Annotated in this window: 12 protein-coding genes; 3 read left to right on the forward strand and 9 right to left on the reverse strand. The window is 71.9% G+C overall.

Features of this window, described 5'->3' with window-relative positions; genetic code table 11:
- Positions 1 to 25 precede the first annotated feature (25 nt).
- Both ABD286_RS13865 and ABD286_RS13870 read right to left on the reverse strand, forming a co-directional pair.
- A complete protein-coding gene (locus tag ABD286_RS13865) occupies positions 26 to 1,681 on the reverse strand; it encodes an FAD-binding dehydrogenase (RefSeq protein WP_344194452.1) in 1,656 nt (551 codons plus the stop codon).
- 10 nt (positions 1,682 to 1,691) lie between these two features.
- Complete coding sequence (locus ABD286_RS13870; protein WP_344194454.1) at positions 1,692 to 2,384, reverse strand: HAD-IA family hydrolase; 693 nt, start codon at positions 2,382 to 2,384, stop codon at positions 1,692 to 1,694.
- A 110-nt stretch (positions 2,385 to 2,494) separates the two neighbouring features.
- On the opposite strand from ABD286_RS13870, the gene ABD286_RS13875 reads away from it, so the two are divergent.
- Together ABD286_RS13875 and ABD286_RS13880 are read left to right on the forward strand one after the other, a co-directional pair.
- The gene (locus tag ABD286_RS13875) at positions 2,495 to 4,075 is read left to right on the forward strand and encodes a metallophosphoesterase family protein (RefSeq protein WP_344194456.1); all 1,581 of its coding nucleotides are present in this window, start codon (positions 2,495 to 2,497) and stop codon (positions 4,073 to 4,075) included.
- Positions 4,076 to 4,110: 35 nt separating this feature from the next.
- Positions 4,111 to 4,758, forward strand: a complete 648-nt coding sequence (locus ABD286_RS13880) for a DUF5701 family protein (protein WP_344194458.1) — start codon at positions 4,111 to 4,113, stop codon at positions 4,756 to 4,758.
- Positions 4,759 to 4,804: 46 nt separating this feature from the next.
- Here ABD286_RS13880 and ABD286_RS13885 read toward each other — a convergent pair whose 3' ends face one another.
- The 4 genes from ABD286_RS13885 to ABD286_RS13900 form a co-directional block, all read right to left on the reverse strand.
- Positions 4,805 to 5,722: a ferredoxin family protein gene (locus ABD286_RS13885; protein WP_344194460.1), complete on the reverse strand. Its 918-nt coding sequence runs from the start codon at positions 5,720 to 5,722 to the stop codon at positions 4,805 to 4,807.
- The gene (locus tag ABD286_RS13890; protein ID WP_344194462.1) at positions 5,719 to 6,933 is read right to left on the reverse strand and encodes a cupin domain-containing protein; all 1,215 of its coding nucleotides are present in this window, start codon (positions 6,931 to 6,933) and stop codon (positions 5,719 to 5,721) included. The genes ABD286_RS13885 and ABD286_RS13890 overlap by 4 nt, the downstream gene beginning before the upstream one ends.
- A gap of 60 nt (positions 6,934 to 6,993) precedes the next feature.
- A complete protein-coding gene (locus ABD286_RS13895; protein ID WP_344194464.1) occupies positions 6,994 to 7,299 on the reverse strand; it encodes a hypothetical protein in 306 nt (101 codons plus the stop codon).
- Between the two features lie 114 nt (positions 7,300 to 7,413).
- Positions 7,414 to 7,821 carry a YkvA family protein gene (locus tag ABD286_RS13900; protein ID WP_344194466.1) on the reverse strand — a complete coding sequence of 136 codons (408 nt, stop codon included), beginning with the start codon at positions 7,819 to 7,821 and terminating at the stop codon, positions 7,414 to 7,416.
- Positions 7,822 to 7,941: 120 nt separating this feature from the next.
- Between ABD286_RS13900 and ABD286_RS13905 the strand changes: the two genes are divergently transcribed.
- Positions 7,942 to 9,024 (forward strand): SGNH/GDSL hydrolase family protein, encoded by a 1,083-nt coding sequence (locus tag ABD286_RS13905; RefSeq protein ID WP_344194468.1) that lies wholly within the window; start codon positions 7,942 to 7,944, stop codon positions 9,022 to 9,024.
- Positions 9,025 to 9,093: 69 nt separating this feature from the next.
- On the opposite strand, the gene ABD286_RS13910 is transcribed toward ABD286_RS13905, so the two are convergent.
- The 3 genes from ABD286_RS13910 to ABD286_RS13920 all read right to left on the reverse strand — a co-directional run bounded on the left by ABD286_RS13910 (position 9,094) and on the right by ABD286_RS13920 (position 12,423).
- Positions 9,094 to 10,371 carry a sugar ABC transporter permease gene (locus ABD286_RS13910; RefSeq protein WP_344194470.1) on the reverse strand — a complete coding sequence of 426 codons (1,278 nt, stop codon included), beginning with the start codon at positions 10,369 to 10,371 and terminating at the stop codon, positions 9,094 to 9,096.
- Complete coding sequence (locus ABD286_RS13915) at positions 10,368 to 11,237, reverse strand: ATP-binding cassette domain-containing protein (protein WP_344194472.1); 870 nt, start codon at positions 11,235 to 11,237, stop codon at positions 10,368 to 10,370. The genes ABD286_RS13910 and ABD286_RS13915 overlap by 4 nt, the downstream gene beginning before the upstream one ends.
- A gap of 100 nt (positions 11,238 to 11,337) precedes the next feature.
- Positions 11,338 to 12,423, reverse strand: a complete 1,086-nt coding sequence (locus ABD286_RS13920; protein WP_344194474.1) for an ABC transporter substrate-binding protein — start codon at positions 12,421 to 12,423, stop codon at positions 11,338 to 11,340.
- Positions 12,424 to 12,436 lie beyond the last annotated feature (13 nt).

Below are 12,436 nucleotides of genomic sequence, written 5' to 3' on the forward strand. Positions count from 1 at the left end.
CGAGGGGAGAGGTCGGGCGACGGCGTCAGGCGACGGCGGCTGCTGCGGCCCGACCGGCCACGCGTCCGGAGAAGATGCAGCCACCGAGGAAGGTTCCCTCGAGGGCGCGGTAGCCGTGCACACCACCGCCGCCGAACCCGGCGACCTCGCCGGCGGCATACAGGCCGGGCACCGGCTCACCCGACGCGGACAGGACTCGGGCGGAGAGGTCCGTCTCGAGCCCACCCAGGGTCTTGCGGGTGAGGATGTTGAGGCGGACCGCGATGAGCGGGCCGGCCTTCGGGTCGAGGATCTTGTGGGGCGTGGCGGTGCGGATCAGCTTGTCACCGCGGTAGTTCCGCGCACCATGGATGGCGCTGAGCTGCGCGTCCTTGCCGAAGTCGTTGTCGACCTGGCGGTCGCGCGCCACGACCTGGCGCTCGATGTGGGCGGGGTCGAGAGGGGCGTGCGGGGTGAGGGCGTTCATCTTGGCGACGAGCTCACCGAGGGTGTCGGCGCTGACGAAGTCGGCACCCCGGTCGAGGAACGCGCGCACCGGCGCGGGCATGTCGGCGCGGGCACGGCCGAGGACGTCCTTGACCGACTTCCCGGTGAGGTCGGGGTTCTGCTCCGAGCCCGACAGCGCGAACTCCTTGCCGATGATCTTCGACGTGAGGACGAACCAGCTGTGGTCGTGCCCGGTCTGCCGGAGGTGGGCCAGCGTCCCGAGGGTGTCGAAGCCGGGGAACAGCGGCGCCGGGAGCCGGTCGCCGTTGCCGTCGAACCACAACGAGCTCGGCCCGGGCAGGATGCGGATCGCGTGGTCGGGCCAGATCGGGTCGAAGTTCTCGATGCCCTCGACGTAGTGCCACATGCGGTCGCGGTTGACCAGACGACCGCCGGCGGCCTCGGTGATGGCGAGCATGCGCCCGTCGACGTGGGCCGGGACGCCGGTGAGCATGTGGGCGGGTGGCTGCCCCAGGCGCGAGGGCCAGTTGGCACGGACGAGGTCGTGGTTGGCGCCGATGCCTCCGCTGGTGACGACGACGGCCTGGGCCGACAGGTCGAACTCCCCCACCTCGTCACGGGAGGTGGGGCGACCACGCGACGCACCGTCGTCGGCGAGCACGGCGCCCCGGATGCCGGTGACGGCACCGTCGTGCGTGACGAGCTCGTCGACGCGGTGGCGGTGCCGCAGCTCGACCCGGCCGGCGGCAACGTGCTCTCGCACCCGGCGCAGGAAGGGCTCGACGACACCGGGGCCGGTGCCCCAGACGATGTGGAAGCGCGGCACCGAGTTGCCGTGCCCGGTCGCCGAGCCGTCGCCGCGCTCGGCCCAGCCCACCACGGGGAAGAACCGCATCCCCTGGTCGTGCAGCCAGGAGCGCTTCTCCCCCGCCGCGAAGTCGACGTAGGCCTCCGCCCACCGGGCCGGCCACCGGTCCTGGTCCTCGAGCCGGTCGAATCCGGCCGAGCCCAGCCAGTCGGCCATCGCGAGCTCGCGCGAGTCCTTGATCCCCATCCGGCGCTGCTCGGGGCTGTCGACGAGGAACAACCCTCCGAACGACCAGAACGCCTGGCCCCCGATGTTCACCGGGCTCTCCTGGTCGACCACGAGGACACGCCGGCCCGCGTCTGCGAGCTCTGCGGTGGCGACCAGCCCCGCCAGTCCTGCCCCGACCACGATGACGTCAGCGTCCATGCCGGCCAAACTACGCGTCGGCGTCGACGCCCGTCACGCGAACCCGTCCACCGACCACGGAGAAGCGCACGTCGCCCAGCGTGCCGACCACCGCGTCGGCGATGAGGTCGGCCGGTGCCGTCGTCGTGGTGACGGCGAGGGTGGAGCAGCCCGCGGCTCGCGCGGCCTCCAGCCCACCGGGGGCGTCCTCGACGACGAGGCACTCCCGCGGATCGACGCCGAGCAGCTCCGCGGCGAGCAGGAACGGGTCGGGGTGCGGCTTGCCCTGCGCGACGTCGCTGGCCGTGACGACCACGCGTGGCGCCGGCAGCCCGGTCGCCTCGATCCTGGCGGTCGCCAACGGACGGGTGCAGGACGTCGCGATGGCGCACAGGTCGCGACGCTCGGCGCCCGCCGCGGTGAGGGTCGCGAGTGCCTGGACCGTCCCCGGCAGGATGGTGATGCCGTCGGTGTCCGCGGTCTCGATGGCCTCGATCCGGTCGACGGCGGCGTCCACCCGCTCGGGCGGCAGCAGCGTCGCCGCGATCCCCCGGGCCGGGACGCCGTGGAAGCCGACGAGCCGTTCGGGGTCCACGCCCTCCTCCTGCGCCCACCGGAGCCAGCTGCGGACCACAACGGGGATCGAGTCGATCAGCGTCCCGTCCATGTCGAACAGCACGGCGGCGAAGTCTCGCCCGTCCAGCGTTCCAAGGGTGCGCGGCATACCGACCAGCGTAGGCAGCGCGCCCCCGCCTGCCACGCCCGGTGTGCCGACCCCGTTACGGTGAGGTGGTGAGTCCGTCCGCCGAACGCCCACCACGTCGGCGGCGGCGTGTGCCCCTCCGCCTGCTGCGCCTCGGTGGGGTGCTGGCGCTGGTGGCGGCCTCCATCGTCGGCGGGGTCGCGGCGACGACGTTGTTCCCGACGTCCGTGGACACGCTCAACTACGGCGCGAAGCTGCGCCTGTCGATCAACCCCACCGACCTCGGCACCATCCAGAGCCCGACGATCTTCGGGGAGATCCACCTCGACTTCGCCGGCCCCGTCCCGGCCCCCGGCGTGATCGCGAACGTCCAGGTCAAGGAACGCATCACCGACCTGCTCTCCCGCCCGAACATCTCGATCAGCTCCCTGCAGCCCGGTCCGCTCGAGCTCGAGCGCGCCGCCCGCGACGCCGGCATCGGCCTGGCCCTGCGCTTCGCCGCCGGTGCCCTCGTCGTGACCCTCCTCGCGCTCGGCTCGTATGCCGCGTGGGCACGACGGCGTCCCCGGGCCAGTCGGCTCGGGGTCGCCGCCGCCTGCTGGGTCATCGCGTGCGCCGTGACGTTCGCCAGCATCGGGTTCGGCTACCGGCCCGAGCGGCTGGACCGCTTCACCACCACCGGGATCCTCGGCGCGGTGCAGCGCAACGCCGACCTCCTGGCCGGGGTGGAGACGCGCGCCGAGCAGACGACGCCGTACCTGAAGAACCTGCTCGCCCTCTCGTCCGCCTTGCAGGACAAGTACTCCCCGCAGTCGCTCGGCGAGCCGGTGGCGGCCCGGGTGCTGCTGGTCTCCGACATCCACGGGGCGAACCAGTACCCGCTGATGAAGACGATCGTGGCGCAGGAGCAGATCGACGCGGTGATCGACGCAGGCGACCTCGTCAACTTCGGCACCCTCGCGGAGGCCCAGGCGTCGGGCGTCCTGGACGGCATCCGGTCGCTCGACGTGCCCTACGTCTTCGTCAAGGGCAACCACGACGCCCGGTCCGCCAGCGACACCGAGCTGTTGCGGGCGCTCGCGAAGATCCCCAACGTCGTCCTGCTCCAGCCGGACGACGACACCTACACGGTGCAGAGCATCGGTGGAATCCGCATCGCCGGGTTCAACGACCCCCGCTGGTTCGGCGACGACAACCGCGACAACGCCGCGAAGCAGAAGGCGCCGGCGGCACGGTTCGCGTCCGCGATGGCGGACCTCGCCCCGCCCGACGTCCTCGTGGCCCACGAGCCGGGTGCGGTGGACGCGGTCGAACAGCGGTCGGGCATCAAGGTCCACGGCCACCTGCACTCCGACCGCCTTGACGGCAACACCATCGGGGTCGGGACCTTCACCGGCGGTGGAGCGTTCAGCCACTTCCTCCAGGCGGGCGAGGGCGAGGAGCTCACGGGTCAGCCGTCGTCCTTCGACGTCGCGGTGTTCGGTGAGGACTGCGCCCTCACGTCCCTCACGCGGTACCAGTTCCGCAACGTCATCGAGGGCCGACCGGCGTACGACGACGTGACCCTGATCAACGGCTCGCGGATCGAGTCGCAGCTGCCGCCGGTGCCTGCACCGGCGAGCACCGGCGCCACGGCCGAGCCCAGCGCCCCCCGCACCTGCTCCGCGGACGCCGAGCCCACGACGGAACGCGTGGCGGCTCCCCCGCGTTGAGATGTGGCCACTGCGCCACCGTCGCGAGGAGAAGCATGACCACGACCGAGTTCGACCGCCAGCTCCGGACCTACCTGGACACCGGGTGGCCCGACCTCTCCGGCTTGTCCGTCGAGGACTTCGCCGCGATGGTGGAACCGTTGCGGGACAAGGCAGCTCAGCTCGAGGCGACGGTCTCGGACGAAGGCTCCAGCGTCGGCACCGGCCCGGTCGACCCGCCGATCCCGTTCGCCCTCGTCGTCACGTCGCAGGTCGTGACCGCCGACCGTGCCCTGCCGTCCATCCACTGGCGCACGACGACCGGGTGGACGGAGTACTCCGCGGACGAGCTCGCCGCCTACGCACCCGTCGACGGCGTCGAGCTCCCGCACCCGACGGCATACCTCGTCACCGGGGTGGACACCGGGAAAGGGACCCTCGACGTGCGCGCGAAGGACGCCGTGCCGATCATCGAGGCACAGGGCCGCAGCCCGCTGACCGTCGACGAAGGGGTCTGCCTGCTGGCGCTCTTCCCCGGGATCCTCAAGGACCGCAACGCCTTCTTCCTGCCCGGGTCCCGCGACACGACCAAGCGGGTGGCCGCTCTGTGGGTGAGCAAGGGGCACCCCCGGCTGGGCTGGTGCTGGGAGGGCAACCCCCACACCTGGCTGGGCTCGGCGTCCTGCGTCGGACGGGTGGCCTGAGGCCGCCGTCGCGGCCGCCGCTGCCGACTCAGATCCAGGACCGGGGTCAGGGGGCGTGCTCGACGCCGGGGATGCGCAGAGCCCCGACCGACCAGCTCCAGGCGCTGGACCCCGACTCGGCCCGGCAGGTCAGCCGCGCCGGCGGGGCCACGGTGCGGGTCACGTCTGCCTGCACGAGCACCGGGAGCCGCCCGGTGCCCAGGACCGTGACGCGGAAGGAGTCCTTGCCGGTGCTGTCGCACAGGGCGTCGCGGACGTCGTCCAGGCCGGCTGGTCCGTAGCTCGACAGCACGGCGGACAGCGCGGCCTGCACGGCCGGCGGGCGGGTAGAGACCCCGCGGAAGTAGCGGGCCGTGACGGTGCCGCGCAGGTGCGCCTCGACCACGTCGAGGGCCGAGCTCACGTCGAGGTTGCCGTAGTAGGCGCCGTCGGGCAGCAGCAGGACGTTGGGCGCGAACCGGTCGCCGCCGATGTGCGAGCACTCCCACGTGCGGTCGGCCCACCGGGCTGACAACGCCGCCACGACCGGGCGACCGCGCACCGCGCAGCAGACGTCGTGGCGGCCGTGGGCGCACACGAGCACGAGCGGCGGGGTGGAGCGGGCCCGGGCGGTCGCGGGGGGCTGCGGCCCGGCACGCATGACGTCGGCCGCGACGAGCAGGTCCTCGGCGTGCCGCCAGGTGCCCCACTCCTGGGTCCCCGTGTGGTCGACGACGGCCCAGGACCGGACCACCCGGTGAGGTCGTCGGCCGGGGCGGCGGATGAGGAGCGCGCGACCCTGCACCGCCATGGCCGCCTCGTGCAGGGCGCGACCGACCGGCCCCACGAGGCCTGGGCTGTCCAACGCGGTGGGCAGCCACGGACCGTCGTGCTCGACCAGCAGCCAACGCTTCGCGGGCGCCGCCGAGGCGGTGAGGGAGTCCCCCCGGACGCGCGCCTCGGTCGCGCAGTGCGGCGTGGTCACGCCGCGACGGCGATGCCGGCCAGGACCAGCCGCCGCGCGAGGTCGGTACCGAGCTCGCCCGCCGTCGCCCCGCCCTCGTCGAGGAACGCCTTGACGGTGGTGAGCTCATCGCTTTCTAGGCGCAGGGTGCCGGCCCGAGTCGTCAGGACGGCGTACCCGTCGTGGTCGGCCAGCTCGGGCGTCAGGTGCGCTCGAACGACCAGCGCGGTGTCGTCCTCCAGTGCGTGGGCGAGCGCGTGCTGGGCCAGCGGCGCCACCGGCGCGGCGCGCTGGGCTCCGCGAGCGGAGGACGACAGGGCGGTGACGAGGTCGGAGGCGTCCAGCTCGGAGACCGCGCGCACGAGGGCGGCTCGGACGAGCTCGACGTCGGCTGCGCGGGCAGCGGGGTCCGCGAGGGAGGTACCCAGCGGGAGCGAGGCCCGCACGGAGGGGTCCTTCGCCGCGGAGGACAACGCGACCTTGAGCATCTCGTCGGCGAGGTGGTGGCGGGTCCAGGAGTGCACCCCGATGGTGAGGTGGGTGCTCACGCCGCCCTGGGCGGTCGCGGAGTGCAGGTAGCCGCGCGGCAGGTAGAGGCAGTCGCCCGGCTCGAGGGTGGTCTCGAGCATCGGCACCTCCTGCGCCGCGGCCTCGACGGCTGCACGCCGGTCGGTCCAGGGCTCGGTGCGCAGCGGGCTCTCGTGGACGGGGCGGCGGATCCGCCACCGCTTGGCGCCGGAGATCTGCAGCACGAACACGTCGTGCACGTCGTAGTGGTCGCTGAAGCCGGTGTTCTGCGGCGGGGTGACGTAGGCGTTGACCTGGGTCGGGTGCCCGAGGTCGGCGGCCAGCTGCTGGGCGAACTCGACCACCGGCGCCCACGTCCGGTGCAGACCCTGGAGCACGAGCGTCGCGCCCTCGGCGAACTGGCGCAGGACGAGGTCGTCACTGGCCTGGTCGGCGATGGCCGCACCGGTGCCGCCCCCGCGGGTGAATGCGCGGTCGGGCAGCGTCGAGCCCTCCTTGGCCATGCGCAGGAAGGGGGTCCGCAGGCCACGCGTGGAGATCAGCTCGTCCACCGCGGACTCGGAGAACAGGTCGTCGAAGGGCAGCGGCAGGTCACGGGCCCGGGTGAGCAGCGGCTCGCTCCCCCAGTGCTCCCCCGCGAACGTCTCTGCGTCGACGGCGATGAGCCGACGCAGCGCAGGATGACCGCTCGGCGGAGCGGTCATCCTGCGGCTGGTCGTTGCTGTCATCCTCGGGAGGGACTCGGGTCCGGAAGGACCGTGGTCCTAGCTGGCTCCGCCGTCGGCGCCACCGTCGTGTCCGCCCGGGTTGGCACCACCGTCAGCCGGGCCCTCGCCCGCGCCGCCGTCGGCTCCACCGTCAGCGCCGCCGTCAGCTCCGCCGTCGGCACCGCCGTCCGCGCCACCGTCGTGTCCGCCGGGGTTGGCACCACCGTCAGCCGGGCCCTCGCCCGCGCCGCCGTCGGCTCCACCGTCAGCGCCGCCGTCGTGTCCGCCCGGGTTGGCGCCGCCGTCGGCCGGGCCTTCGCCGGTGGCCTCGGGGTCCACGGGGGTGAGAGGGGTCTCGCTCATGGCTGTGCTCCCTTGTCAGTCGTCGTGCCTGCTGGGCGACAGCACACCTGCCGCCTCGTCCTTCCTATTGCACTTCACCGCACGGCGCCACCCCTGCAGCCACATCCGTGCAGGTCAGGGCCGCGGCACCAGGCCCGCGACACGGCACAGGGCAGCGAAACCGTCGTCGCTCCCCCGCCAGTGCCGCCGCAGCTCGTCGAGGCCGACGGACCGCGCCACCGAGCGCAGGGTCCACACGACGACGACCACGTCGTCGGCATACCCGATGACGGGGAGGAAGTCGGGCACGAGGTCGAAGGGCATCGCGAGGTACCCGAGCAGCAGCCCGAGCCGCACCCGCACGCCACGGGGTTGGGACGAGTCCGCCGCCACGTCGCGCAGGAGCCGCAGGAGGTCCGGCAGCAGGCGCAGCGACTCGGTGAGCAGCGACCCCTTGGGCCGGACCAGGAGCAGCGCCACCAGCAGGGCGAGCCACGTGACGGCGAGACCCGCGGCCAACCCCAGGAGCAGTTCACGCCACATGGATCGCGAGTCTGTCAGGGCGCGGTAAGAAGTTGGCAAGGGTTCGGTGCCGAACCGTCACGAAGCACCCGCCCGCCCTACTGTGCGAGGCACCGATCAGTGGACCTCAGGGAGTAGTCAATGGCGATGACCCGGACGTTCGGCGCGATCACGGCCCTGATGGCCGGCACCGCGCTCACGTTGTCAGCAGCACCCGCTCAGGCAGCGGGTTCCTATGTCGCACTAGGCGACTCGTACTCGTCAGGCACGGGCACCCGCAGCTACATCAACGACGGGACGGCCTGCCAGCGGTCGGTGTACGCCTACCCCTCCCTCGTCTCCGCGAGCAAGGGCCTGACGCTGAACTTCCGGGCCTGCTCCGGCGCGACCGTCGCCGACGTCACCAACACCCAGCTCAGCGCGCTCTCCTCGTCGACGACCCAGGTGAGCATCTCGGTGGGCGGCAACGACGCCGGGTTCGCCGACGTCCTCACCGAGTGCGCCCAGCCGGGATGGGCCAGCGACTGCGACGGCGCCATCGACGACGCCCAGGCGATCGTCAACACCACGCTCCCCGGCCGGCTGTCGACGCTCTACTCCTCGATAAGGTCCAAGGCCCCGAACGCCAAGGTCGTCGTCGTCGGTTACCCCCGCATCTTCATGGGCGAGGACTGCAACGCGTTGACGTGGTTCTCCCCCGCGGAGGAGGCCCGGCTCAACGCGACCGCCGACCTGCTCAACAGCAGGACCGCCTCGGCTGCCGCAGCGAAGGGGTTCACCTTCGCCAACCCCACCAGCCGGTTCACCGGGCACGCGGTCTGCGACTCCGTCGAGTGGCTCAACGGCCTGTCGAACCCGATCAGCGACAGCTACCACCCCAACGTCGCCGGGCACCGCGACGGGTACGCCCCGCTCGTCAGCACGCCGCTGACGGGCAGCACCCTCAAGATCTCCTCCACCACCCTGCGCACCGCCGAGGCCAGCAGCACCCGACTCGCCGACCAGCAGAAGCGTTACGCGGCAGCGGATTCCACGATCGAGCCGAAGGTCTTCCGCGCCCCCGACCTGAGCTCGCCAGAGATCAGGGCAGCAGCGAAGCGCGCCGGTGTCGACCTGTCCAGCCGGGCCAGCATCGACGCGGCCGACCGCGAGTGGTCGCAGCGCCAGGCCCAGCAGCAGGCGCAGGAGCAGGGCGCCACCGAGCAGGAGTCGGCCACCCGCTGACGACGGGACCCCGCACGCACGGACGCGGCGCCATACCTGTGAGGTATGGCGCCGCGTCGGCGTTCGGGATCAGGCGCGACCGTGGGCGGCGCGGCTGCGACGGCTCAGGGAGTCGACGATGACCGCGAGCAGCAGGACGCCACCGGTGATCATGTAGCGCTCCGGGGAGCCGAGGTTGACCAGGCTGAGGCCGTTCGAGATCGACTGGATCACGAGGATGCCGAGCAGGGCCGAGTAGGCCGTGCCGCGGCCACCGAAGAGGCTGGTGCCACCGATGACGGCCGCGGCGATGGCGTTGAGGTTGGTGTCGACGCCGCCGCTGCCCTGGTTGGCCGACGCGAGTCGACCGGCCGCGAGCAGGCCACCGAGGGCCGCCAGCGTGGAGCAGAACACGAAGACCGTGACGTAGACGCGGCGCACGTTGATGCCCGCGCGGCGGGCTGCCTCGACGTTGCCACCGATGGCGAGCACCGAACGGCCCCAACGGGTCCGGCGGATCACGAAGTCGAAGACGACGACCAGCGCGACGAACAGCAGGAACATGTAGGAGACGCCGCGGTCACGGTTGAGGACGTACACCGGGATGCCGAGGAGGACGAGCAGGGCCACCGCACGCAGCGCCAGGGTGACCACGGGGGTCGTGGACAGGCCGGCAGCGGTGCGGCGCTGGTTGGCGCGCAGCCGCGTCGCGACATACACACCGACCACGACGAGCACGAGGACGTAGGCGACGGCGTCCGAGAGGAAGCTCGCCTGGGCGAACTTCACCAGGCCGGAGTCGAACGGGATGTTGATCGACCCCTCCTTGCCCAGCACCTTGAGCTGTAGTCCGAGGAAGGCGAGCAACCCGGCCAACGTGATGACGAAGCTCGGCACACCGAACCGGGTGTAGAGCAGTCCGTAGATCGCTCCGATGACCGCGCCGGAGGCCAGGGCGGCGAGGATGGCCACCCACAGAGACCAGCCGTGGCCGACGAACCCGACGGCGAGGATGGCCGCGGCCAGTCCGCTCATCGAGCCGACCGACAGGTCGATCTCACCGAGCAGCAGCACCAGGACGATGCCGAGGGCGATCGTGCCGGTGGCTGCACTCTGCTGGGTGAGGTTGACGAGGTTGCGGCTGGAGAGGAACGCGTCGTTCGCGATCTGGAAGACGCCCCAGATGACGATGAGGCCGACGACGACGGGCAGCGACCCGAGGTCACCACTGCGCAGCCGGGACAGGAACGCGCGCAGGAAGCCGCCGACGCCCTGGGACGCGATGAGCCGCTCGTCCTGCAGGTCCGCGGGCAGGGCGGCCGTCGCGTCGGCGGACTGCACCTCCGGGGTGGGGGTGGACGCGCTCATGACTGCTCCTCCTGCGTGGACGCGCTGGCGTCCGATCGGGTGTCCGGGGCCTGCGCGGCCGGGGCGGTGTCGCCGTCCGTGGACTCGCGGCGGGCCGCCCGCTTCGACACGGCGTTGGTCGTCGCGCCCGTGATGGCGGCGATGATCTCCTGGCTGGTGGTCTGGCTGACGGCGAACGTGCCGTTGTTGCGCCCGAGGCGCAGCACGCTGACACGGTCGGCCACGGCCATGACGTCGGACATGTTGTGGCTGATGAGGATGACGCCGAGGCCGTTCTCGCGCAGGCGCTCGACGAGGTTGAGCACCTCGGCGGTCTGGGCGACACCGAGCGCCGCGGTCGGCTCGTCGAGCATGACGACCTTGGGTGCCCCGAGCAGCGACCGGGCGATGGCCACGGTCTGGCGCTGGCCGCCGGAGAGGCTCGCGACGGGGATGCGCACGGACGGGATCTTGGCGCTGAGCTGGCGCAGCAGCCGCCAGGACTCCTGCTCCATGGTCACCTCGTCGAGCGCGCGACCGGTGTAGAGCTCGCGGCCGAGGAAGAGGTTGGCGACGACGTCGAGGTTGTCGCACAGGGCGAGGTCCTGGAAGACCGTCGCGATGCCGAGGTGCTGCGCCTCGGCGGGGCTGGAGACGCTGGCCTCCTTGCCGTCGAACAGCATCGTGCCGCCGTCGGGGGTGTAGACCCCGGCGATGGTCTTGACGAGCGTGGACTTGCCCGCGCCGTTGTCACCGACGAGGGCGACCACCTCCCCGGCGTGGACGTCGAAGTCGATGTCCTTGAGTGCCTGCACGGCACCGAAGCGCTTGCTGACTCCGGTCAGCGACAGCACAGCCGTCGTGGCCGGCGAGAGGGTGGCGGTCATGTCCGTCCTTCGGTGGTTCTGGTGGGGCCGGTTGTGCCTGCGGGTGGGAACGCGCCGGTCGGCGCGTTCCCACCCGTGAGGGCGATCGGTGCTCGCTGGGTCAGCTGATGCCGGCAGCGGTGCACGCCGCGGCGAACGAACCGGTGCAGATGTCGGCGACCTTGTAGACGTTGTCCTTGATGATCGTGTCCTTGATCGTGTCCTTGGTGACGGCGATCGGGTCCAGGATCGTCGAGGGGACGCCCTCGGTGTCGGCCGTCGAGGCCGGCTTCTGCTTGTTGGCCAGGGCGATCGCGGCCTTGGCAGCAGCCTCGGCCTCCGGCGGGATCGGCTTGTAGATGGTCATGGCCTGGTCGCCCGAGAGGATCCGCTGGATGGCGGCGAGCTCGGAGTCCTGACCGGTGACCGGCGGGAGGGGGTTGACGCCGCCTCCCTTGAGGGCAGCGATCGCGCCGCCGCCGGTGCCGTCGTTGGCGGCGTAGACGCCGACGAGGTTGCCCTTGACCGCGGAGATCTGCCCCTCCATCCACGCCTGGGCCTTGTCGGGGCTCCAGTCCGGGGTGTCGTACTCCGCCGCGACCTTGAAGCCGCTCGTGTCGATGACGCTGTGCGCGCCCTTCTTGAAGCTGGCGGCGTTGGGGTCGGTCGGCGAACCGTTGATCATGACGATGTCGCCGGAGGTCTTGCCGTCCTTCTTGAGGATGTCGACCAGGGTCTGGGCCTGGAGCTTGCCGACGCTCTCGTTGTCGAAGGAGACGTAGTAGTCGACACCGGCGATGAAGCGGTCGTAGGCCACGACCGGGACACCCTGGCCCTTGGCGCTGGCGGCGATCGCGGCGGCAGCCTTGCCGTCGACCGGGTCGAGGACGAGGACGTTGGCGCCCTGCGTCAGCGCGGCCTCGGCCTGCTGCTGCTGCTTGCTCGCGTCCTGGTCGGCGTTGCTGTAGATGATCTCGCAGGCGGCGCAGTCCTTCTTGACCGCGGCCTCGAACAGCGGGCGGTCGAAGGTCTCGTAGCGCGTGGTCTTGGACTCCGGCAGCAGGAAGGCGATCTTCTTGGCCGAGTCGCCACCGCCCGAGGACGAGGAGCCGGACGAGTCGTCACCGCTCCCACAGGCGGCGATCGTTGCGAGGCCGAGGCCAGCCACCAGAGCGGCCCCGGCGAGACGAACGGAACGGGTGGGCATAGCTGAACTCCCT

This window comes from Pedococcus aerophilus (assembly GCF_039532215.1).
Taxonomy (GTDB): Bacteria; Actinomycetota; Actinomycetes; order Actinomycetales; family Dermatophilaceae; genus Pedococcus; species Pedococcus aerophilus.